Source organism: Pigmentiphaga kullae, assembly GCF_004216695.1.
GTDB classification, from domain to species: domain Bacteria; phylum Pseudomonadota; class Gammaproteobacteria; order Burkholderiales; family Burkholderiaceae_B; genus Pigmentiphaga; species Pigmentiphaga kullae.
On sequence record NZ_SGXC01000001.1, the window covers coordinates 2,447,511 to 2,469,413 of the forward strand.

The window sequence follows — 21,903 nt, forward strand, 5'->3', positions numbered from 1 at the left end:
AAAGCAATGTTCAGGCAAGGGTACGCTCGCCATACTCTCGGAATTCGCCGGGCTCCAGCCCGCACCCACCCCAACGCGGAGACGACCCCCATGACCACCGTCCGCGAAGCCGTGCTCGACCTGCTGCGCGCCTTCGACATGACCACCATCTTCGGCAACCCGGGATCCACCGAGCTGCCGCTGTTCCTGGATTTCCCCAGCGACTTCGACTACGTGCTGGGGCTGCACGAAGGCGTGGTGGTCGCCATGGCCGACGGCTACGCGCAGGCCCGCCGCAACGCTTCGTTCATCAACCTGCATTCGGCGGCGGGCGTGGGCAACGCGATGGGCACCATCTTCACCGCCTACAAGAACCGCACGCCGCTGGTCATCACCGCCGGCCAGCAGTCGCGCTCGATCCTGCCCTTCGATCCCTTCCTGCATTCGGCGCAGGCCACCGAGCTGCCCAAGCCCTACGTGAAGTGGAGCTGCGAGCCGGCGCGGGCCGAGGACGTGCCGCTGGCGATCGCGCGCGGCTACTACATCGCCATGCAGCCGCCCTGCGGGCCGGTGCTGATCTCGGTGCCCGCGGATGACTGGTCGCGCGAGTGCGAGCCGGTCCAAGCGCGCCGCGTCGGCAAGCTGCTGCGGCCCGATCCCGAGATCATGACCGAGATCGCCGGCGCGCTGGACGCGGCGCGGCGTCCGGCCTTCGTCATCGGCGCCGCCGTCGACCGCGACGGCGCCTGGGACGACGTGGTGCAACTGGCCGAGCGCCACAAGGCCGGAGTGTGGGTCGCGCCCATGTCGGGCCGCTGCGGCTTCCCCGAGGACCATCGCCAGTTCATGGGCTTCCTGCCCGCCATCCGCGAGAAGATCGTCTCGATGCTGGGCGGCTACGACTGCATCTTCGTGATCGGCGCGCCGGCCTTCACCTACCACGTCGAGGGCTTCGGGCCGCATCTGCCGTCCGGCGCGAAGCTGGTCCAGCTTACCGACGACCCGCAGGTCGCGGCCTGGGCGCCGGTGGGCACCGCGGCGGTGGGCAGCATCAGCCTGGGGGTGCGCGAACTGCTGGCGCGGACGTCGCCGCCGGTCCGCGAACTGCCGGCCCCGCGGGCGCCGCTGCCGCGCGCCGAGCCGTCCTCGCCCATGTCGGTCGCCTATGTGCTGCAGACGCTGGCCGAGGTGCGCGATCCCGCCTCCATCGTGGTCGAGGAGTCGCCCAGCGCGCGGCCGGTCATGCACAAGTATCTGCCCATGCTGCAAAGCGAGACCTTCTACACCATGTGCAGCGGCGGCCTGGGCTACAGCATGCCGGCCGCCGTGGGCGTCGCGCTGGCCAAGCCGCAAAGCAAGGTCATCGGCCTGATCGGCGACGGCTCCAGCATGTACTCCATCCAGGCGCTGTGGACCGCGGCGCAGCTCAAGCTGCCGATCACCTTCGTGATCCTGAACAACCGGCGCTATGCTGCCCTGACGGAGTTCGCCCCCACCTTCGGCTTCAAGCCCGAGGACCCGCTGGCCGGCACCGACCTGCCCGATCTCGACTTCGTGTCGCTGGCGCGCGGGCATGCCTGCCAAGGCATCCGGGTGTCGGACCCCGCCAGGCTGGCCGATGTGCTGCGCGAGGCGCTGGCATCGCCGGTGCCCATCCTGGTGGACGTGGAAATCGCCTGAGTCCGCCGTCCCCATCCCCATTCTTCCAGAGCAGGAGACTGACATGAAAACCCTGACCATGCTGATCGACGGCCAATCGGCCGAGGCCACCGGCAAGGCGACCTTCGAGCGCCGCAATCCGCTCGACGGCTCGGTCGCGACCCGGGCACCGGCCGCCACCCCCGAGGACATGACCAAGGCGGTCGACGCCGCCGCGCGCGCGTTCACGAGCTGGCGCGAGACCGGCCCGGGCGAGCGCCGGGCGCTGCTGCTCAAGGCCGCCCAGGCGCTCGAAGCCAAGGCGCCGGCCTTCATCGAGGCGATGGCCGCCGAGACCGGCGCGTCGGCCATGTGGGCCGGCTTCAACGTCCACCTGGCGGCGGGCATGCTGCAAGAGGCCGCCGCGCTGACCACCCAGATCAGCGGCGAGGTCATCCCGTCCGACGTGCCGGGCAGCCTGGCCATGGCCGTGCGCCAGGGCGCCGGCGTGGTGCTGGGCATCGCGCCGTGGAATGCGCCCGTGATCCTGGGCGTCCGATCGGTGGCCGTGCCGCTGGCTTGCGGCAACACGGTCGTGTTCAAGGGATCCGAGCTGTGCCCGGCCACCCATGGCCTGATCGTCGAGGCGCTGAACGAAGCGGGCTTTCCCGCGGGCGTGGTCAACTTCGTCACCAACGCCCCGGCGGATGCCGGCGCGGTGGTCGAGGCCGCCGTCTCGCATCCCGCCGTGCGCCGGGTGAACTTCACCGGTTCGACCCGCGTGGGCAAGATCATCGCGCAGACCTGCGCCAAGTACCTCAAGCCGGTCGTGCTGGAGCTGGGCGGCAAGGCGCCGCTGGTGATCCTGGACGACGCCGACCTGGACGCGGCCGTCAGCGCCGCCGCCTTCGGCGCCTTCGCCAACTCGGGCCAGATCTGCATGTCCACCGAGCGCATCATCGTCGACGAGAAGATCGCCGACGAATTCATCGCGCGCTTCGGCGCCAAGGCCAGGTCGCTGCCGCTGCAGGATCCGCGCAAGGGACCCGCGGTCCTGGGATCGGTGGTCGACATGGCTACCGTCGAACGCTGCAACGCCATGATCGACGACGCGCTGGCCAAGGGCGCGGTGCTGGTGTGCGGCGGCAAGGCCGAGAACACGCTCATGCCCGCCACCATCCTGGACCGCGTCACGCCCGACATGCGCATCTACGGCGAAGAGTCCTTCGGGCCGGTCAAGGCGGTGGTGCGGGTCGACGGCGTCGAGGCCGCCATCGACAGCGCCAACGACACCGAGTACGGCCTGTCCTCGGCCGTGTTCGGGCGCGACGTGGCGCGCGCCATGCAGGTGGCCAAGCGCATCGAGTCGGGCATCTGCCACGTCAACGGCCCCACCGTGCACGACGAGGCGCAGATGCCGTTCGGCGGCGTCAAGGCCAGCGGCATCGGACGCTTCGGCGGCAACGCCGGCATCCACGAGTTCACCGAGCTGCGCTGGATCACCGTGCAGACCACGCCTCGACACTACCCGTTCTGATCGCCCCGCGCCGGCCGCACGCCGCGGCCGGACGCAGTGCGGGGACCCGTGTTCGTTCATGACAAAACAGGAGACAGACATGAACCATCAAGCAGGCAAGCCGGCCTTCGCGGCCAGATGGAGCGCGCTGGCGCTGGGATGCGCGGTGGCCTTCGGGGCCATGGCGCAGTCCTATCCGACCAAGCCCGTGAAGGTCGTGGTCAACTTCCCGCCGGGCGGCGCCGCCGACCAGATCGCGCGCGCCATCACCGGTCCCTTGCAAGAGGTGCTGGGCCAGCCCGTGGTGGTCGAGAACAAGGGCGGGGCGGGGGGCAACATCGGCGGCGAGGCGGTGGCCCGCTCGGCGCCGGACGGCTACACCCTGCTGATGAGCTCCGGCGGCATGGTTTCGGTCAACCCGTACATCTATCCCAAGATGTCCTTCGACCCCATCAAGGATCTCGCGCCGGTGGCCGCGGCCGCCAAGGTCAAGGTGTTCCTGGTGGTCAAGCCGGGCAAGCTGCCCACCGACGTCAAGTCGTTCATCGGCTACCTGAAGGCCAACCCCGGCAAGCTGACCTACGGCACGCCGGGCAACGGCAGCTCGCCCCACCTGGCGGCCGAAATGTTCCAGAGCCAGGCCGGCGTGAGCGCCGTCCACGTCCCGTACCGCGGCGCCGCGCCCGCGCTGGTGGACCTGCTGGCCGGACAGATCGACTTCGCCTTCGACCCGGGCATCGCCATGCAGCACGTGCAATCGGGCAAGCTCAACATGCTGGCCGTGGGCAGCATGACGCGTTCGCCCATGTTCCCCAACGTGCCCACGCTGGACGAGGCCGGCCTGAAGGGCTTCGATGCCGATACCGTGTTCGGGTTCTACGCGCCCGCCGGCACGCCCAAGGACATCGTCGCCAGGCTCAATACCGAGATCAACAAGATCGTGAGCACGCCCGCCTTCCGCGAGCGCCTGGTGGCCCTGGGCGGCGATCCCGCGCCCATGACGCCCGAGCAGTTCCACGAACGGGCCGAATACGATGCCAAGCGCTTCGGCGCCATCATCCGGGACCGCAAGATCGTGGGCGATTGATCGTCTCTTACGCGCCCGGCCAGGCCGGGCGCGGTGGGGTGGGCAACACCCCGGGGGCGTCATGGATCTTCTTGATTATTAAATAATAACAAGTATCATTATCATTAAGATCCATAAAAACGGGGCGGGCGATTCTCCATGGATGCCGTCAATACTTCACCGTCGCCTCAGTCCATGTCGACGCTGTACCGCGAGAACCAGCGGTGGCTGCAGGACTGGCTGCGGCGCAAGCTGGGCGATACGCACATGGCCGCCGATTTCGCCCAGGACACCTTCCTGCGGATATTGGCGGGCGTCGCCAAAGGGCAGTCGCCGGTGCTGCATGAACCGCGCCACTACCTCGTCACCATCGCCAACCGCGTCATGGTCGACCATTTCCGGCGCCAGGCGCTGGAGCGGGCATGGCTGGACGCGCTGGCGCTCGCTCCCGAGCCCGTCCAGTTCTCGCCCGAGACGCAATTGGCCGCGATCGAAACGCTTTGCGAGATCGATGCGATGCTGCAAGGATTGGGCGCGAAGCCACGGCAGGCGTTCCTGATGTCGCAGCTCGAGGGGCTGGGCTACGCCGAGATCGCCCTGCGTCTGGAGGTTACGGTAAGTTCCGTCAAGAAGTACATGGCGCGGGCGACGGAGCAATGCCTGCTCTTCCTGGTGCGGGCCGGCGAGTTCGCCGCGTGACGGCCGCCGGCCCGGGTGCCGTTTCCGCCCCCCGTCTCCTGGCGCTGCGCGAAGCCGCGCAATGGCATGCGCAATTGTGCGCCGAACCGCTGGACGCCGTGCAGCGCGAACGGTGGGTCCGATGGCGCGATGGCAATGCCGACAACCAGTGGGCCTGGGACCAGCTCGAACGGCTGCAACGCCGCCTGGGCAGCGTGCCGGGCAAGATGTCGGCGGCGGCGCTGGAGCTGGCCGGATCACGGGCAAGCAGCCGCCGGGCGGTGCTGCGGGGCCTGGGCGGGTTTGCCATGTTGGGCGGGGGGCTGCTGGTGGTCCGTCGCTCGGTCTTTCCCGGCGTCGGCTACCAGGCGGCCAAGGGCGAGATTCTCCCCCTCGTGCTCGAGGACGGCACGCGACTGGTCCTCGACAGCCAGGCCGCCGTCGACGTCCGTTTCGACGCTACCCAGCGCCTGGTCTGGCTGCATGCCGGCAACGTGCTGGTCGAGACGGCGGCCGATCCGGCTCGGCGTCCGTTCCGGGTTGGAACGGTCCATGGCCTGGCAACCTCGGTCGGGACACGCTACACCGTCCGGCTGGAGGCGCACGCCACCCGCGTCGCCGTGCTCGAACATGCGGTTCTGCTGCGTTCCGCCCAGGCATCCGCGCCGTCGCGCCTGATCCGGGCGGGGCAGGAGGCCGTCATGTCGGCGCGGGAGGTCGAGGCGGTGATGCAGGCCGATCCCGCGCGGGCGCTGTGGGCCAAGGGCGTGCTGGTCGTTTCCGACTGGCCGCTGGCCGAGGTGGTGGCGGAGCTGGCCCGCTACCGGCCCGGCTGGCTGGGCTGCGACCCCGCTGTCGCCGGCTATCGGGTGTCCGGCTCGTTTCCCCTGAAAGACAGCGATGCCGCGCTGGCAGCCCTGCGGCGCACCTTTCCGGTGGAGATCCAGCGGCGGACCCGCTACTGGACGCGCATCGTCCGCCGCTAGCGGACCGCGACATTTTTTTCCGGGCGATTGTCCTTTTGGGCGCGTTCGTTCGACTCCCTATCAGGAGCACGAATTCCACGAACGTCTTGGCCAAAGGATGACCATGTTGCAGGGCTGCGTGTGCGCTTGCCGGCGCACTGTCGCGCGTCGATTGTTATGGGGCTTGATGCTGGCGGCCAGCCTGCCGGCGATGTTGCAGGCGGGCGCCGCCGCGGCGACCGAGGCGCGCTACTACGAGGTGCCGGCCGGGCCGCTGGGGGCGGCGCTCAGCCAGTTCGCCGGCATGGCGGGCGTCGTGCTGTCGTTCGATGCTTCCTGGCTGGCCGGCATGCGCAGCCCCGGCCTGCGCGGGACGTTCACGGTGCAGCAGGGCTTCAACACCTTGCTGGAGGCCAGCGGCTTCGAGACCGCCCACGATGCCGGCATCTATTCCCTGCGGCGCAGTTCGATGGGTCAGTCGATGCTGCCGACCATCACGGTCGAGGGCATGCGCGAGCAGGATCCCAAGGACGAGGTCTACCGGACCGCAGGCTCGCGCAGCGTGCTGACCCGCGAAGACATCGAGCGCAATCGCGGTACGTCGGTGGGCGACATCTTTCGCGGCACGCCCGGCGTGCTGGTGGGCGAGCTTCGCAACAGCGGCGGGCTGGACATCAACATCCGCGGCATGCAGGGCCAGGGACGGGTGCCGGTCCTGGTGGATGGCGCGCGCCAGGAGACCACGGTGTATCGGGGATATTCCGGCGCGGTCTCGCGCAGCTACATCGACCCCGACCTGATCGGCGGCATCCAGATCGACAAGGGGCCGACCCTGTCGGCCGAAGGCACCGGCGCCACCGGCGGACTCGTCAGCATGCGGACCATCAAGGCCGAGGACATCGTCCGGCCCGGCCAGGACTTCGGCCTGCGCGTGCGCGGGCAGGCGATCGGCAACAACAGCGGCTCGCCCGTGGCAGCCGATACGCCGGCCGGGCTGTATACCGGCGGCACGCTGGGCGTTGCGCCGGTCTATCGGACCGATTGCGTGACGCCCGCCGCCTGCTCCGGGCGATACGCCCTGCCCGAGGAATGGGGCAACCCCGAGGGGCTGGACAGGCCCGGCACCTTCCGGCCCAAGAGCTATGCCGGCAGCCTGGCCATCGCCAGGCGCTGGGAGAAATTCGATCTGGTCGCGGCCTATGCGCAACGCGAGCAAGGCAATTATTACGCCGGCGCGCACGGTCCCTCGGCTTGGGTCGATGTCTCGAACCGGCGCAGATTGCCGTTCTATACCGAGGTTCGCCCCGAGATCCGCGGGGCCTCGTATTTCCAGGCCGGCGAACGCATTCCCGGCACCAACTATGAAAGCAAGTCCGCGTTGCTCAAAGGCACGTTCTACCTGCCGGACGACCAGGAACTCGAACTGAGCTACCTGCGCTACCGCAGCGTGTACAGCGAGATCATGCCCTCGCAGATCATTCGCTTCGCCAACTTCGCGCCGATCACGCAGCCGCGCAACAGCGACGTCACCGTCGATACCTACACCAGCCGCTACCACTGGAATCCGGCCGGTATGCCCCTGCTGGACCTGCGCGCCAATCTTTGGCACACCCGCACCCGCGCCACCAACAACAGTCCCAGCGCGACCCAGCCCGATCTCTACAACAACGAGCGCGAGAAGTACCGGCGCTGGGGGCTGACCCTGGAGAACACCTCCAGCCTGGATCATCGCGCCTGGGGCGAAAGCCAGTTGCGCTATGGCCTGGCCGGGCAATGGGAGGATGTCGGCACCACGCCCTTGACGCCGGACTTCCGGGGGCTGGCGGGGCGGCAGGGCAGCCGCGACGAATACAGCGCGTTCGTGGCCTGGCTGTACAAGCCCGTGGAAACCGTGGCCCTGGACGTGGGCGTGCGCCATACCCGCTTCAAGTCGCATGACGACAAGCCCATCACGGTCTACGACCCGCAGAGCCCGAACTGCGTGGATGCCGATGGCGATGGCGCCTGCGATCCGCTGCCCAACCGCAACAAGCAAAGCGGCACCGCGCCGGTCATCAGCCTGAGCTGGGAACCGGGCAAGCACGGTCTGCAGTTCTACGGCCGCTATGCCGAGGCCTACCGCATGCCCAGCCTGTTCGAGAGCACCTCCGGCTTTTCGTTCGATGCCGCGCCCGACGTCATCCTCAAGCCAGAACACACCAGGAGCAAGGAAGTCGGCGTCAACTATCTCAAGGACGGCATCCTGGCTGGCCGCGACAGATTGCGCCTGAAGCTGGCCTACTTTCGCAACCACACCAAGGACTACCTGACGCGTACGACGCCCAACCTGTGGGAAGAGGGCGGCGCGGGCGGCGAGCTGAGCCAGGCCTCCAACTTCACCATGCGCAACATCGACAGCGCGACCTTCAACGGGCTGGAGCTGTCGGGTTCGTACGACCTGGGCGTGGTGTTCACGCAATTCGGCGCCACCAAGTACAACAAGATCGAGATCTGCCATACCGGCAGCTATCGGGCCGAGCGCTGCAACGACTACGGCATCGCCGGCAGCTACATCAACAACATGGTGCCGCCCAAGTGGCACGGCAGCATCACCCTGGGGGCGCGCCTGCTGGACTACCGGCTCGTACTGGGCGTGCGCGGCACCTTCATGGGCCAGCGTACCAATGCGCCGCAATACAACGACGACACCCACCGCAGCTTCCTGTCCATCGTGCCCTGGCATGCCTACCGGGTGTTCGATCTGTTCGCCAGCTATCGGGTCAACGACCGCGTCAGCATCGATTTCAACCTCGACAACATCACCGACCGCTATTACCTCGACGCCCTGAGCCTGGGACTGATTCCCGCGCCGGGCCGTACGGCTCGGGTAAGCGTGACCTTGAGGTACTGAGACCTTGGATATTCCATTCAACCACCAGAGGGTTCCACAGCCATGATTCTTTCCTTGCGCAACCTCAGGGCAGGGCTGGCGGGCATCGCCGTCATGCTGCTTGCCGCATGCGGCGGCGGAGATGGCGGCGGCGATGCCGGCTCCGGCGCCGCCCGGCCCACCGCGGTGGCCACCGCCGACCGGACCAGCGTGCCCATCGGCACGGCCGTCACGCTCGATGGCAGCGCCAGCACCACGCCCAACGGCGGCACGCTGCGCTATGCGTGGACCTTGTCGGCCAAACCCGAGGGCAGCGGCGCGGTGTTGTCCGGCAACGCCACCGCCAAGCCGACCTTGACCCCCGATCTTCCGGGCGACTACGCGGCCGATCTGATCGTCAGCGACGGCACTTCCAGCGGCAGCGCGCGCGTCACGATCACGGCGACCAGCGTCAATCCGCTGGCAGTGGTCATCCCCGCGGAACAGACGGTATTGCGTGGCGCCACCGTCGTGCTGGACGGCAGCCACAGTCTTGCACCCACCGGCGGGGCCGTGGGCGAGCTGCGGTATCAATGGACCCTGATCGAGCAACCCGACAATGAGCTGATCACCGCCCTGAAAGACGCGACCACCGCGAAGGCCAGTTTTCTTGCAGACCGCGTCGGCATCTACCGAGCCAGCCTCGTCGTGCGCCATGGAGACAAGACCAGCGAGCCGGCCGACGTCAGGATCGCCGTCAATACCGGCAACAGCCTGCCGGTCGTTTCCATCGCCGCGCCGGCGGATGCCGCGTACGACCGCAACGGCTACCTGGTCTTTGCCGGCACGCTGCGCCGGCCCGTGGTGCTCGACGGCAGCGGCAGCAAGGATCCCGACGGCGATGCGCTGGGCTACCGCTGGCGGTTCCCGGCCACCGCCGCCATTCCGGTCGGCAGCAAGGCCGCGATCGTCAACGCCGATAGCGCCAAGGCCGAGTTCGTCCCCGATGTCGTCGGCAAGTACACCTTCGACTTCATGGCCTACGACGGACACGCCGCCACCACGCAGCGCGTGATCGTGAACGTCTCGAAAGCCGCGGACGATACCGTCAATACAGCACCGGTCGCCGGCATCTCGGGCACCGGCGAATGCGAGCTCGGCGGCACCTCCATCTACTATCCCTATTGCACGATCGCCGCCTATGCCTCCTACGATCCCGAAGGCGATCCGCTGACCTACCAGTGGACCTACTGGAACCAGGCCAGCCCGGGCGAGCGGCTGACGTCGACGGCCAGCTCCGTGGTGCTGGATGGCAGCAAGACGGGCAACTGGCGGTTCGAGCTCGTCGTCAGCGACGGCAAGCTGGACAGCGCGGTCGCGGACTATGCGCTCAGCATCAAGACGGGCGCCAATGTCGCACCGGTGGCCAGCGCCAGGGTGGACGTGGCCAAGGTACTGGTCGGCCAGGCCATCACCTTCGACGGCAGCGCCAGCTCCGACAAGAACGGCGACCAGCTTTTCTACACCTGGACCCTGGAGCGCCCGGCCGGCAGCAGCGCCGTGCTGACGCAAAGCCAGAACGATCCAACGGCCAGCGTGGTGGCCGATAGGCCCGGCCCGTACATCGCCTTTCTGCAGGTCAAGGATTCCAAGGGAGCGATCAGCAACCGGGTGGGGGCGACCACCAGCGCCAGCGCCTTCGCCAAGGTGGGCAACAACCCGCCGGTGCTGACGCGCCTTTCGCTTCAGAATCACTACATCTGGTATCCGAACGGCAATGGCGGCCTGGATAGCGGAACCACGCCGGGCCAGCCGGTGATCGCCGAGTCCGCCCCGATGTTTATCACCTCGAACGTCCAATATATGTTCGACCCGGATCAGGACTCGCCGCTGTACTACGACATTTCTGTCGTCAAGCAGCCCGAAGGCGCCAGCTTCCCTTCCTATTCGTGCTCGACGGCGGCCGGGGAAAGGTGCCATCCCAATGGCAGCAGCCTCGACCTCGTGGTACCCGGCGACTACGTGGTGGAAGCCAGGATCAGCGACGGGGTTGCCGTTTCGGAACCCAAGCGCGTGGCTTTCACGGTCATCAGGGGGCGCGAGAACTATCCGACGCTATTGCTGGAGCGGCTCCCGGCCAATGACCGCGATTCGGACGTGGACGGCAACATCCAGTTGTTCTTCCCCTTCACGGCTGCCGCGAATGCGCGCTTCAGCAACGTCCAGCCGGTGGAAAGCGGCGCCACGTCATTGGCCGTCGAACGCTTTCGCCTGACGGCCTTCGACCGCGACTACACCATCGTGGACCTGGGCACGTCCACGGTGGTCGAGGGCTACCAGCCCGTCTTCAACGGTCTTCGGAACAACCAGGTGATTCGCAAGGGCGACTCGGTGGAGTTTTCCCTGGAGCGTCCGCCCATCGCCAATGAAGCAGGGCTCCATGCCGCATGGACGGCGTTGGGCAATACGGCCGAGGGCAATGCGGAGGGAGCGCGCCTGCAAAGGATCGTGGATGCCTATCAGTTCACGTGGTCTTTCCGGGTCGCGGAAAAGGAAGGCTACACCTTGCATCGGGGGCCGCTCAATTGAACGTTCGCGGCCGGTTGGAGAGGCCGCGGCCCGGCGGGCGCCGGGCCGCCTGTCCGCGGCATTCCGCCACGGGCGTCCCGTGTGCCTGGCACACATCGAAGGAGTGATGATCATGAAGCAAGCACTGATTGCACTGGCCATTCTCGCCGTCTCCGGCGCGGCGCAGGCGCAGACCTACGAGGTCGTGAGCGACAAGGCGGGCGTGGTGAACCTCGTCAACCTCGGCCCCACCACCGTGGGTGGATTCCATGGTCCGATCGGCGCACCGGGCATCGCGGCCGCCGGCACCAGCGACTACATCAGCCTGCAAAGCATCGAGTCGTTCACCCACGTCTCCGCGCTGGACCAGACCCTGGCCGGCACCAGCACCAACTGGGTCTTCACCTACCATCAGTTGGCGCCCGGCTTCATCCATACCGAGCCGGAACACGAGGGCGAGGAACCGCTGGCGGTCGGCCTGGACGGCATCAAGATTCCCGGCCTGGCTAAGAGCGTCTATTTCGGCATCGCCAGCGCGGACTCCGCCACGCCGGGCCTGGTGGACCACCAGGCATGGTACGTGGGCGACAAGAAGGACCGGGTCCTGCCGTCGTCGTCGACCGACTACGTGGGCGTGGCCTTGGTGGCCACCCCGAGCACCGCCGTCAACGCACCGAGCGTGCTGCCTGGCCAGTTGACGGTGTCGTCGGGCGCCACATCCATTTCGGGGCAATTCACCGCGGGGAGCGGCACAGGCAAGAAAACGCTGGAAATCGCGGCCACCGGCGGCGCGGTTTTCAGCGGAACCGCCAAGTACTACGTGGGGACGACCGCACCGGGCGCGACGAACGGTACCAGCCAGGGCCAATTCTTCGGTGATGCCGGCGCGAGCGCCAGCGCGCTGGCGGGGGTTGCCAGCGGCACGTATCTCGGCACGGGCTATGTCGCTTCTTTCGGCGCGCGCCAGAAATAAGCGGTACCCGTCTTCCCTGATGTCCACCAAAAAAGAAGCCGCCGCCTGACAAGGCGATGCGCGGTTTCTCCAGGCCCCGCCTACGGATGGGGCCTGGTCGACTTGTATCGCGCCGGCCCCATGACAGTTTCATTTCCTCGCTCTCTCTGCTGGATCGCATGGCTGTGGTGCCTGGGCCTGGGCACCGCCTGGGCCCAGCAAGACACGGCTGACCGGCTCTGGCAGGGGGCCGAGCAGCAATCCCGGCAAATCCGCCGCCAGGCGGTCCCGTCCCGACCCGATGGCCAGGGAAGCTGGGTCCACGAGTCCATGCTGTCGGCCTGGCAGGTTCCCGAAGCCCGGGTAGGGCAGCTCACGCTCGCCATCCTGAACGCCGTCAACCAGCACGACTGGTTCGGTGCGGACCGGCTGCTGCGCCAGTACCGACAGGTTCCCAGGCACGATCCGGCACTGTTCACGTTCGTCGAGGCCAGCCGCCTGGCGGCACTGGGCGATCATGCCGACGCCATCGACCGCTACCGCCAGGTGCTGCAGGCCAATCCCTTGTTCACCCGAGGCGACCTGGACCTGGCGCGCGTGCTGTTCGTCGACAATCGCTTGCGCGATGCGCAGGAGATCTTCCAGCGGCTGCAGGCCCGGCCGCTTCCTCCGGAAATCGAACGGCACATAGCCGACTATCTCGCGGCCATCGAGCAGCGCACACGCATGCGGATCACGCTGTCCCTGTCGGCGGTACGCGAGGACAATCTGAACAATGCCTCGACGATCGTGGACCCGTGCGCATTGCGGTTCCTCGACGCCTGCTTCGAGAACGTGCCGGGTCGCAAGGTCGCCGACACCGGCGCCTATTTTGAAGGCACTCTCAACAAGCTATGGCCGCTGGCGGGCAACCACGCCTTTATGCTGCGCAGCCTCAACTATGGCAACCGCTATCGGCACGAAGACGATTACGGCAACCTCGCATCGACCACCTACCTCGGTTACCAGTACGGGTCGGCGCGCAATCAGTTCCAGTTCCTGCCGCTGTTCGAATACGACCGCGAAGGCGGGCTCAAGGCTTACCACGCCTTCGGTTTTCGAACCAGCATCAGCCGGCAGTTCAGCCCGCGCGCGATGCTTGAAGCCAGCTACGAGACCAAGCGTCGCCATTTCGCGCAGCGGCTGGAAAGCCTGGAAGGCGACTTTCGCAGCATAGGGCTGTTCGGACAGTACGTCATCCGCCCCGATCTGCTGGTGTACGGCAGCCTGGTCTGGCGCGAGAGCGGGGCGCGCCTGGGGATTTTCGCCTACCGCGAAAAGAGCGCGCGTCTGGGAATCTACAAATCGTTCGGCGGCAAGGTGGCCGTCAACATGGCCTACGGCTACCGCCAGCGGCAGGCGGACGAGGCTGTCGCGCTGTTCGAGAAGCGCCAGCGCGACCACGAGGGCAGCCTGTACGTGAACGTATCGCTACCCGGCTACGCCTGGCACGGGATGACGCCCACCCTGAGCTACGAGTACCGCAAGAATCGCAGCAGCATCCCGCACCTTCATACCTACGAGAAGAACCGCCTCACGCTGGGCTTCACCAAGGTTTTTTGACGACCCCGCAAGGAATACCACATCATGAAGACCCGACTCCGACACCTGTTCTTCCCGTGTCTGCTCCCGTTGCTGCTGGGGGGCTGCCTGTCCACCGCCCACGTCCGCGCCGTGCCGGACGAGAAGCGCCCGCAGGTCATCAGCCATGCCGAAGGCCTGGCGCGCGACCGGCAAGCCATCCTGGCGATGGCGGGCGAGTACCGGGTCAGCTTCAATTTCGAGGAAAGCGATCCCGCGCCTGGCTACGAGCCCAGGCGGCGCTACCGCAGCGGCGCCTACGAGATGGTGCTGGTGGCCGACGACCAGGGCGACCGCATCGTGCTCCAGCACCTGCTGGTGCATCGCACCGCCGGTTTCGTGGTCAAGCACTGGCGCCAGGATTGGCGCTATCAGGCGCCGGCGCGGCTGGAATTCACCGAGAACCAGACCTGGCGCCTGCGTCCCATCGACCCGGCCGTCACCAAGGGAGCCTGGACGCAGTGCGTCTACGAGGTCAGCGATGCGCCGCGCTACTGCGGCACCGGCAAGTGGACCTACGAGAACGACGTGCCGACCTGGACCTCGGATGCCGGGTGGAGGCCGTTGCCCCGCCGCGAATACACCCAGCGCAGCGACTACAACGCGCTGGGCATCGTCAACACGCATCGCATCACGGCCGAGGGCTGGCTGCACGAACAGGCGAACCGCAAGGTGGTGCGCGAAGGCGAGCGGGAACGCGCGACGCTGGTGAACGAGACCGGCGTCAACGACTATCGCCGCATCACCGGCTTCAACTTCGGCACCGGCTATGCCTACTGGGACAATACGTCGGATTACTGGCGCCGCATACGCGCCGAATGGAGCCGGCGCATCGCCCAGGGGCAGGGCGTCAGGCTGAACTATCCGGTCGATGGCATGAAGATGATCATGAACATGTACATCCAGTCCCAGCAGGCGAACAACGGCGTCGCGATCGGCGATGCGGACATCCGCGAACTGTTCGACCCCTGGGTCTCGGCGCCGTAGCCTTTCGCGGGCAGGTGGCCGCCCGCTCGTTCAGGCGTACAGCCGTTCCCGCTCCACCGGCTGGACGCGCGGGCGGCTGGCGGCCACGCCGGCGTTCAATTCGCGCACGCTGGCGTGCAGCCGGTCGGCGATCTCCGCCGAGAGCTGGTAGCCGGTCACGGCATCGCCCGATATCTGCGCATCGGCGGCGAAGACCGCGCTCAGGATATGGCGCGCGCCCAGCGCGTTCAGCACGGGCCGCAGGGCATAGTCCACGGCCAGCAGGTGGGCCGGCGAGCCTCCCGTGGCCAGCGGCAGGACGATCTTGCCTTGCAGCGCGGTCTGGGGAAGCAGGTCCAGGAAGGTCTTCAGGATCCCGCTGTAGGCGGCCTTGTAGATGGGCGTGGCGATGACCACGGCATCTGCCGAAGCCAGGGGCCGGAGCGCTGCGGCGATGCGGGTGTCGGCGGTATCGGCCGCCAGCAGGGCCTGGGCGGGCAGGTCGCGCACGTTCAGCGTGCGGGTCGCGTAGCCCGCCTGTTCCAGGTGCGCGTCCAGGGTGTGGGCCAGCAGGGTGGAACGCGAGACGGCCGAGGGGCTGCCGGTAATGGTCAGGATCGAGTACATGGCGGGCTGCCGAATGTCGAGGCTGTCACCATAAGCCCGCGGGCCCCGGAACCCAACCAAGAAATTCGCATTTGCTCAGAAGCTGGACGCACAAGCGGTGCGTTCATACCGGGAGCCATAAGCGTCTTCCCAAAAATTCGTTGACCGAACCCGGCGCCGCGCATAACCTAACCTTGATTCGCACAGGTTGTCCATATTGCGAACAATCGATCGAGGGTATCGGAATGCAGAAAGCGGTCAGGATGATGAAGAGAATGACGGTGGGCGCAACGGCTGTTCTGGCTCTCGTGGCGGGCCAGGCCTTTGCGCAGGGGTTCCCCGTCAAGCCGGTGCGGATCGTCGCGCCCTATGTGCCCGGCGGCACGGTGGATGCACTGTCGCGCGCGCTTGCCGCGCAGTTGTCCGAAGAGTTCGGCCAGCAGGTGGTGGTCGAGAACCGGGCGGGGGCCTCCGGCAACATCGGCGCCGAATATGTCGCCGGTGCCGAGCCCGATGGCCACGTGCTGCTGCTGACGGCCAGCACGGTCATCGTCAATCCGCTCGTGATGAAAGAGAAGCAGCGCTTCGACCTGCACAAGAACTTCACGCCCATCGGCATGGTGGCCAGCACGCCGCTGGTCTTCGTCGTCTCGCCGCAAAGCGGCATCGACAACGTGGGCGACTTCATCAAGCAGGCCAAGGCGCATCCGGACAAGATCAACTTCGGCGTCGGCGGCTTCGGCTCCGGCGGCCACCTGGCCATGGAGACCTTCAACGTCCGCGCGGGCACGTCGATCCCCATGGTGATCTACAAGGGATCGGCCCCGGCGCTGACCGACATCGTGGGCGGCCAGTTGAGCGCGATCATGGATCCCGTGCTGACAACCTTGCCTTTCGTCAGCACCGGCCGCCTGAAGGCCATCGCCGTGACGGGCGAGCGCCGCAGCGCGCTGCTGCCTTCGGTACCCACCCTGGGCGAGGCGGGAGTGCCGAACATGGACTTCGTCTCGTGGTACGGCATGTGGGGGCCCGCCGGCATACCGGAAGCCGTGTCCAGGCGCATCCAGGCCGGCCTGACCAAGGTACTGGGGTCGCCCCAGTTCAAGTCGTGGCTGGACAAGCAGGGGATGGTGGCCGGCACGGTCACGGGCAAGCAGTTCGGCGACTACGTCCTGCAGGAAAGCAAGAAGTACGCGCAGGCCGTCGCGGACGCGAAGATCGAACCCAAGTGAACGCGACGGAGAAAGCAAGGGTGGCCGGACGCAAGAAAACTTTCCACGGCGTGTCCGTGGGGATCCTGATGGTCAAGACCGGGTTTCGCCGCCTGCCGGGCGACGTCGGCCATGCGGGTACCTGGGACTTCCCGGTGCAGTACCGCGTCGTCGAAGGCGCGACGCCGGACAAGATGATGGCGCTCGAGTCCTCGGGGCTGCTGGACGAGTTCAAGGCCGCCGCGCTGGACCTGGTTGCCGGCGGCGTAGACGGCATCGCGACGACCTGCGGTTTCCTGGCCTTGTACCAGCGGGAACTGACGGCGGCCTGCGGCGTGCCGGTGGCCTCCAGCAGCCTGCTGCAGGTGCCGTTGGCGCATCGCCTGATCGCGCCGGACAAGCGGGTGGGGATACTGACCTTCAGCCGCGAGAGCCTGCATGCCTCGCATCTCGAGGCGGTGGGCGTGGCGGCCGACACGCCGGTGGAAGGCATGCCGGCCGATTCGGTGTTCGTCACGGCCATCAAGTCGGGCGATACCGTGCCGCGGTTCGAGGCCATGCGCGCCGAAGTGCTGCAGGCGGCGGAGCGCCTGCTGGGCAGCCATCCCGACGTCGGCGCCATCGTGTCCGAATGCGCCAACATGACGCCGTTCAGCGCCGACATCGCCGAACGCTTCGGCATCCCGGTGTTCGACGGCGTGTCGCTGATCAACTGGTTCCAGGCGGGCCTGCGGCCGCGCCGTTATCCGCAGGCCTGACGCGCGCGCGGCGTCAGCCGTGCTGCAGCGCGGCCGAGACGTTCTCGCAGGCCCGGTACAGGTGCTGCGCCAGCGAGGAGTCCGTGTCCAGGCAGTCGTCCAGGTCCAGGCCGGAGACGACGATGGCGCCCAGCGCCGCCGGACCCCGTCCATGGAAGGGGCAGGCGAGCGAGGCGAGCCCGCGCTTGTATTGCCCGACGGTGGCGCAGAATCCGCCCGCCTGGCGTATCTTGCGCAGCGTGGGGCGGACCTTGTCGTAACGGGCCTGGCCCAGCGTGGCCAGGCACAGATCATCGGGATACGTGGACAGGATGGATTTGCCGCTGGCGCAGTCGTCGATGGGGAACTGGTTGCCGATGTCGATGATGACGTTCATGGGCGTGCGCGGCGTCCAGATGCGTTCGACGATGATGACGCGGTCGCGCGCCGGCACCGATATCGAAACCAGCGCCGAACGTCCGTGCAGGACTTTTTCCTGCAGCTCGACCGCGTAGGGCAGCGCCGCGCGCCGCACGTTGAGCCGGCTGGCATGCGCCGTGGCGAACAGCAGGCACTCGGGGCCCAGCGCATAGACGCCGTCGTCGGCCGTGACCATGTCCCAATGCACGAGTGTCTTGAGCAGGCGATGGACGGTGGTCCGTTCTATGCCCGTGCGGCGGGACAGGTCCAGCGCCGTGGCGCCCTGCGGCGTGCTGGCCAGTTCGCGCAGCACGATGAAGGCGCGGTCTACGGATTGCACCCGCCCGGTGCCTTCGGCGTCCGGCGGGCGGTGTTCTGGCGTCATCTGCAAGGCTAGGGCCTGTTCACGCTAAAGGGGGGCAGTCTTGGCGGGCGGCGATCGCGTCCTGGATCTTCCTGGTCAACACTTTACCGTAATGGGAGCGCGGCAGGGCGTCCATGAATACCAGGCGCTTGGGGCGCTTGTGCGCGGACAGACGTTCCCGGCAGAAGGCCGCCAGTTCATCGCCGCCCGGATGGGTGCCGGGCCGCGCGACGACGGCCGCGGCGACGATCTCTCCCCATTCGGGATCCGCGATGCCGACGACGGCTGCCTCGAGAATGCAAGGGTGGCTGCACAGCACCTGCTCCACCTCGGCCGGCTGCACCGACTTGCCGCCCGTGCGGATGATGGCCTTGGCCCGCCCCTGGATGCGCAGTCGCCCCTGGTCATCGAGGCAGCCCAGGTCGCCGGTATGGAACCACCCTCCGTCCAGGACGGCCGCCGTCAGTCCGGGCTGGTTCCAATAGCCGCGCATGACGTGGGCGCCGCGTATCAGCACCTCGCCGACCGTGCCCGCGGGCAGGGGAGCCCGGCCGTCGCCGATGGCGACTTCGGCACGGTCGGTCGTGGGGCCGACCAGGCCGAGCGTGCCGGCCGGATCGGCCAGCAGTTCGGAGGCGGCGGGCGGCGGCCGGTAGCAGGTCCACGGCGCTTCGGTCAGGCCGTAGATGACGGAGAAGACGGGGCCGAAGGCGGCCACCGCCTGTTCGAACAGTTCCGGCGGCATCGCGGCGGCGCCGATTTCGATGCACGACAGCGTGTCGAGGCCGGTGCGCTCCTCGGGCAAGGCCCGCAGGATGCGGACCAGGTGCGTCGGGACCAGCGAGGTGCAGGTCGGCCGGTAGCGCGCCACCAGGTCGAGAAAACGCCGGGGCTCGAAGTGGGCGCCGAGAATCAGCGTGCCGCCTTGCAGCAGATGGGCCAGCAGCGAAATCGCCGCGATCGGCCAGAGCGGGCGCACGTTCAGCATCCGGTCGCCCGTCCACGGCCGGCGCGCCGCCACGATGTTGTGAAGGGCCGCGCAATAGCTGCCGTGCGTGTGCACCACGGCCTTGGGCAGGCCGGTGGTGCCGCCCGTGTAGTTCAGCGCGGCGATCCAGTCCGGCTCGCACGCGACGGGTGGCGGCGCGCCGGGCGGGATCGGGCCGGCGGCGTCGGCAAGACTGTCCAGCGGACGGGCCTCGATGCCGCCGGCCGCCAAGTCCGGGCGCAAGGCTTGCACCCGGTCGGCCTGGGAGGGGCAGTACAGCAACAGCCTGGCGCCGGCGTCGCGCAATTGGGCAAGCTGCTCGGCCGGATCCAGGGCGGGGTCCAGCGATACCCGGACGCGGCCCGCGCTCATGACGCCATAGTCCGCGAACAGGAAGTCCGGCGTGGCATCCCCCAGCAGCGCGACACGGTCGCCCGGCCGGGTGCCGCAAGCCGCGAGCAGCCGGCGCGAGAAGGCGAACACTTCGTCCACCAACTCCGGAAAGCCATAGCGCCGGCCGCTGTCCGCGTCGATCACGGCGCAGCGGTCGGGCCAGGCCCGGCGGGCTTGTTCGAGAAGCGCAGGGAGGGTCATGGCGTCGAATGGGAAAAGGTATGTTCATAATAAACACAAGTTGTGCTCTATACAAACTCTTCCTAAAATCGCCCAGGATGTGCCCCGCAACCGGGGCACGGCGGAGCAACCGATGAGCATCGAATTCGAAGGCATGGGCGACGGCGTGTTCGTCGTCACGCTGAACCGTCCGGAGCGGCTCAACGCGCTGGATGCCGCGCATAAACAGGCGCTGGCCGACATATGGCGGCAGGCCGAGGCGCGTGACGAGGTGCGGGCCCTGGTGATGCGGGGGGCAGGCCCGCGGGCATTCTCGGCCGGTTCGGATTTCAAGGCGATGAAAGAGACCGGCGGCACCGTCGGTACCGACGTCCTGGCCAATGCGATTCCGTCCGTGGGCGTGGAGCTCACCAAGCCCGTGGTCGCCGCCTTGCACGGCTATGTCATCGGCTTCGGCCTGACGCTGGCCATCCATTGCGATCTGCGCATTGCCGGCCCCGACGCGCGCCTGTCCTTCCCCGAGGTCGAACACGGCATGCTGTCCGGCATCAGCGACATCACGTTGCCGGGCCTGGTGGGCGAAGCGGCTGCGCTCGAGATCATGCTGACCGGCCGGGCCTACTCGGCCGAAGAAGCGCAGGCGATCCGCCTGGTGAACCGGATCGCCGCCGATCCCTATGCCGAGGCGCTGGCGCTGGCGCGCACGCTGGCGGGCAACTCCTTCCACGCCAACCGCCTGACCAAGCGATTGGTGCTGGCCGAGCGCCGCGCCACCATCGTCCGGCATATCCAGGAGGTTGCCCAGGCCCGCCTGGACATCGCCGAGTCCAGCCGCCATGCGTCCATTCTCGACGCCGCCGGCGCGCAACCCCGCGCCCGCCTGGATTGACCGATGCAGGCGAGCGAAGCGGCGGTCCCCTTGTCCGGCCCAGACTGGTATCTCCGCGTCATGGCCCGGCCGGCCGAATCGCACTGGGTCATGGCGGAAGGCGCGCGCCTGCACTACCTGGCCTGGGGGCTCGAGCACGCCCACAAGCCCGGTCTGTTGTTCGTGCATGGCTATCGCGCGCATGCCCGCTATTGGGATTTCATCGCCCCGTATTTCACCGACGCTTTCCGGGTCGTGGCCATGGACCTGTCGGGCATGGGCGACAGCGGCCATCGCTCTGCCTACACGGCCCGGGGCTTTGCCGCCGACATCGGCGCCGTGATCGAGCATGCGGCGCTGGGGCCGGCGGTCGTGGTGGGACACAGTTTCGGCGGCGCGCGGGCCCTGCGCGCCGCCGCGGATTTTCCCGACAGGATCCGGCACGTCGTGGCGGTGGACAGCATCTGTCGCTTTGCCGACAGTCCGCCCAGCCATGCCGCGCCGCCCCGGCGTCCCAGGCTCGACCCGTATCCGGACTTCGCCAGCGCGCGGGCCCGTTACCGGCTGACGCCGCCGCAGCCCTGCGACAACGGGTTCCTGGTCGATCACGTCGCCCATCATTCCCTCAGGCGGCAGCAGGGCGGCTGGCTGTGGAAATTCGATCCCCACCTGCCGCCGGGACCGCATGAGGCGGACATGTCGGGCCTGCTGGCCGGCCTGGATATACCCGTGGACTATGTGCGTGGGGAGTTCAGCAGCGTCATCCGGCAGGAGGATGCCGAGCGCACCGTGGCTCATCTCAGGCATGGGCGCGGGCCTGTGGTCGTGCCACAGGCCTACCACTATCTGATGCTGGACCAGCCGGTGGCGCTGGTCGCCGTCCTGCGCGCGCTGATCGGCGGTGCGGTTCTCAGCGGTTGACGGTCATGGCACTATGGGGGAGCTGAAGCGATCCATCGTGGTCGCCTGCAGGAACCCGCAATCTTGAAAAGGATGTTGCCATGATTAGCGCTGCCCAGTGCCGAGCCGCACGTGCCCTGATCGAGTGGTCCCGCGAACAATTGTCCGAGGCTTCCGGCATCGACGTCGATGTCATCCGGGATTTCGAGTATCGAACCCGTCAACCCGGCGACCCGGTTCGTCAGCAGTTGCAGGAGGCCCTGGAACAGGCCGGGGCGGTGTTCCTGGCCGAGAACGGGGCGGGCGAAGGGGTGCGCCTGAAGTTCAACCGAAGGGCGGTCCAGGCCATACGGCGCTGGGAAACCGAAGGCGGCACGGCGGGCGAGGACGACGTCTGATCCCGCCAGGGGATGGCGGAATCCCGGCGGCGGGGCGCGCCC

Annotated in this window: 18 protein-coding genes; 15 read left to right on the forward strand and 3 right to left on the reverse strand. The window is 67.7% G+C overall.

The features are described 5' to 3' along the window. The first annotated feature begins 90 nt into the window (after positions 1-90). The 10 genes from mdlC (at position 91) to EV675_RS12000 (ending at position 14,817) form a co-directional block, all read left to right on the forward strand. Complete coding sequence (gene mdlC, locus EV675_RS11955; protein WP_242621390.1) at positions 91-1,659, forward strand: benzoylformate decarboxylase; 1,569 nt, start codon at positions 91-93, stop codon at positions 1,657-1,659. A gap of 43 nt (positions 1,660-1,702) precedes the next feature. Beyond that, positions 1,703-3,154, forward strand: coding sequence for an aldehyde dehydrogenase (locus tag EV675_RS11960; protein ID WP_130357449.1), 1,452 nt, complete (start codon positions 1,703-1,705; stop codon positions 3,152-3,154). Positions 3,155-3,233: 79 nt separating this feature from the next. Then, a complete protein-coding gene (locus tag EV675_RS11965) occupies positions 3,234-4,220 on the forward strand; it encodes a Bug family tripartite tricarboxylate transporter substrate binding protein (protein ID WP_130357450.1) in 987 nt (328 codons plus the stop codon). Positions 4,221-4,358: 138 nt separating this feature from the next. Further along, a complete protein-coding gene (locus EV675_RS11970; protein ID WP_130357451.1) occupies positions 4,359-4,898 on the forward strand; it encodes a sigma-70 family RNA polymerase sigma factor in 540 nt (179 codons plus the stop codon). Next, positions 4,895-5,863: a FecR domain-containing protein gene (locus tag EV675_RS30190; RefSeq protein ID WP_165404559.1), complete on the forward strand. Its 969-nt coding sequence runs from the start codon at positions 4,895-4,897 to the stop codon at positions 5,861-5,863. Before EV675_RS11970 ends, EV675_RS30190 begins: the two co-directional genes overlap by 4 nt. Positions 5,864-5,960: 97 nt before the next feature. Next, the gene (locus tag EV675_RS11980) at positions 5,961-8,732 is read left to right on the forward strand and encodes a TonB-dependent receptor (protein WP_165404560.1); all 2,772 of its coding nucleotides are present in this window, start codon (positions 5,961-5,963) and stop codon (positions 8,730-8,732) included. A gap of 42 nt (positions 8,733-8,774) precedes the next feature. After that, positions 8,775-11,279, forward strand: a complete 2,505-nt coding sequence (locus EV675_RS11985; RefSeq protein ID WP_130357454.1) for a PKD domain-containing protein — start codon at positions 8,775-8,777, stop codon at positions 11,277-11,279. Between the two features lie 112 nt (positions 11,280-11,391). Beyond that, a complete protein-coding gene (locus tag EV675_RS11990) occupies positions 11,392-12,231 on the forward strand; it encodes a HupA family protein (RefSeq protein WP_130357455.1) in 840 nt (279 codons plus the stop codon). Between the two features lie 120 nt (positions 12,232-12,351). Then, positions 12,352-13,812, forward strand: a complete 1,461-nt coding sequence (locus EV675_RS11995; RefSeq protein ID WP_130357456.1) for a porin family protein — start codon at positions 12,352-12,354, stop codon at positions 13,810-13,812. Between the two features lie 24 nt (positions 13,813-13,836). Then, positions 13,837-14,817: a DUF6607 family protein gene (locus tag EV675_RS12000; RefSeq protein ID WP_207221943.1), complete on the forward strand. Its 981-nt coding sequence runs from the start codon at positions 13,837-13,839 to the stop codon at positions 14,815-14,817. 30 nt (positions 14,818-14,847) lie between these two features. Here EV675_RS12000 and ssuE read toward each other — a convergent pair whose 3' ends face one another. Next, positions 14,848-15,423 carry an NADPH-dependent FMN reductase gene (ssuE, locus tag EV675_RS12005; RefSeq protein WP_130357457.1) on the reverse strand — a complete coding sequence of 192 codons (576 nt, stop codon included), beginning with the start codon at positions 15,421-15,423 and terminating at the stop codon, positions 14,848-14,850. Positions 15,424-15,647: 224 nt separating this feature from the next. Here ssuE and EV675_RS12010 point away from each other — a divergent pair, with 224 nt between their 5' ends. Both EV675_RS12010 and EV675_RS12015 read left to right on the forward strand, forming a co-directional pair. Next, positions 15,648-16,634, forward strand: a complete 987-nt coding sequence (locus EV675_RS12010) for a Bug family tripartite tricarboxylate transporter substrate binding protein (RefSeq protein WP_130357458.1) — start codon at positions 15,648-15,650, stop codon at positions 16,632-16,634. A 20-nt stretch (positions 16,635-16,654) separates the two neighbouring features. After that, the gene (locus tag EV675_RS12015; RefSeq protein ID WP_130357459.1) at positions 16,655-17,371 is read left to right on the forward strand and encodes an aspartate/glutamate racemase family protein; all 717 of its coding nucleotides are present in this window, start codon (positions 16,655-16,657) and stop codon (positions 17,369-17,371) included. Between the two features lie 13 nt (positions 17,372-17,384). Here EV675_RS12015 and EV675_RS12020 read toward each other — a convergent pair whose 3' ends face one another. Both EV675_RS12020 and EV675_RS12025 read right to left on the reverse strand, forming a co-directional pair. Next, positions 17,385-18,110: an IclR family transcriptional regulator gene (locus EV675_RS12020; RefSeq protein ID WP_207221944.1), complete on the reverse strand. Its 726-nt coding sequence runs from the start codon at positions 18,108-18,110 to the stop codon at positions 17,385-17,387. Between the two features lie 64 nt (positions 18,111-18,174). Beyond that, positions 18,175-19,716, reverse strand: a complete 1,542-nt coding sequence (locus tag EV675_RS12025; protein WP_130357461.1) for a class I adenylate-forming enzyme family protein — start codon at positions 19,714-19,716, stop codon at positions 18,175-18,177. A gap of 112 nt (positions 19,717-19,828) precedes the next feature. Between EV675_RS12025 and EV675_RS12030 the strand changes: the two genes are divergently transcribed. The 3 genes from EV675_RS12030 to EV675_RS12040 all read left to right on the forward strand — a co-directional run bounded on the left by EV675_RS12030 (position 19,829) and on the right by EV675_RS12040 (position 21,861). Next, positions 19,829-20,584: an enoyl-CoA hydratase/isomerase family protein gene (locus EV675_RS12030; protein ID WP_130357462.1), complete on the forward strand. Its 756-nt coding sequence runs from the start codon at positions 19,829-19,831 to the stop codon at positions 20,582-20,584. A 3-nt stretch (positions 20,585-20,587) separates the two neighbouring features. Then, positions 20,588-21,484: an alpha/beta fold hydrolase gene (locus EV675_RS12035; protein ID WP_130357463.1), complete on the forward strand. Its 897-nt coding sequence runs from the start codon at positions 20,588-20,590 to the stop codon at positions 21,482-21,484. Between the two features lie 80 nt (positions 21,485-21,564). Beyond that, positions 21,565-21,861 carry a helix-turn-helix domain-containing protein gene (locus EV675_RS12040; protein WP_130357464.1) on the forward strand — a complete coding sequence of 99 codons (297 nt, stop codon included), beginning with the start codon at positions 21,565-21,567 and terminating at the stop codon, positions 21,859-21,861. Positions 21,862-21,903: the final 42 nt, after the last annotated feature.

Coding starts and splice junctions, on each gene's coding strand:
- EV675_RS12000 (WP_207221943.1), top strand. CDS start 13,837: ATGAAGACCCGACTCCGACACCTGTTCTTCCCGTGTCTGCTCCCGTTG.
- EV675_RS11985 (WP_130357454.1), top strand. CDS start 8,775: ATGATTCTTTCCTTGCGCAACCTCAGGGCAGGGCTGGCGGGCATCGCC.
- EV675_RS12040 (WP_130357464.1), top strand. CDS start 21,565: ATGATTAGCGCTGCCCAGTGCCGAGCCGCACGTGCCCTGATCGAGTGG.
- EV675_RS12010 (WP_130357458.1), top strand. CDS start 15,648: ATGCAGAAAGCGGTCAGGATGATGAAGAGAATGACGGTGGGCGCAACG.
- EV675_RS11980 (WP_165404560.1), top strand. CDS start 5,961: ATGACCATGTTGCAGGGCTGCGTGTGCGCTTGCCGGCGCACTGTCGCG.
- ssuE (WP_130357457.1), bottom strand. CDS start 15,423: ATGTACTCGATCCTGACCATTACCGGCAGCCCCTCGGCCGTCTCGCGT.
- EV675_RS12035 (WP_130357463.1), top strand. CDS start 20,588: ATGCAGGCGAGCGAAGCGGCGGTCCCCTTGTCCGGCCCAGACTGGTAT.
- mdlC (WP_242621390.1), top strand. CDS start 91: ATGACCACCGTCCGCGAAGCCGTGCTCGACCTGCTGCGCGCCTTCGAC.
- EV675_RS11965 (WP_130357450.1), top strand. CDS start 3,234: ATGAACCATCAAGCAGGCAAGCCGGCCTTCGCGGCCAGATGGAGCGCG.
- EV675_RS12030 (WP_130357462.1), top strand. CDS start 19,829: ATGAGCATCGAATTCGAAGGCATGGGCGACGGCGTGTTCGTCGTCACG.
- EV675_RS11990 (WP_130357455.1), top strand. CDS start 11,392: ATGAAGCAAGCACTGATTGCACTGGCCATTCTCGCCGTCTCCGGCGCG.
- EV675_RS11995 (WP_130357456.1), top strand. CDS start 12,352: ATGACAGTTTCATTTCCTCGCTCTCTCTGCTGGATCGCATGGCTGTGG.
- EV675_RS11960 (WP_130357449.1), top strand. CDS start 1,703: ATGAAAACCCTGACCATGCTGATCGACGGCCAATCGGCCGAGGCCACC.
- EV675_RS11970 (WP_130357451.1), top strand. CDS start 4,359: ATGGATGCCGTCAATACTTCACCGTCGCCTCAGTCCATGTCGACGCTG.
- EV675_RS12025 (WP_130357461.1), bottom strand. CDS start 19,716: ATGACCCTCCCTGCGCTTCTCGAACAAGCCCGCCGGGCCTGGCCCGAC.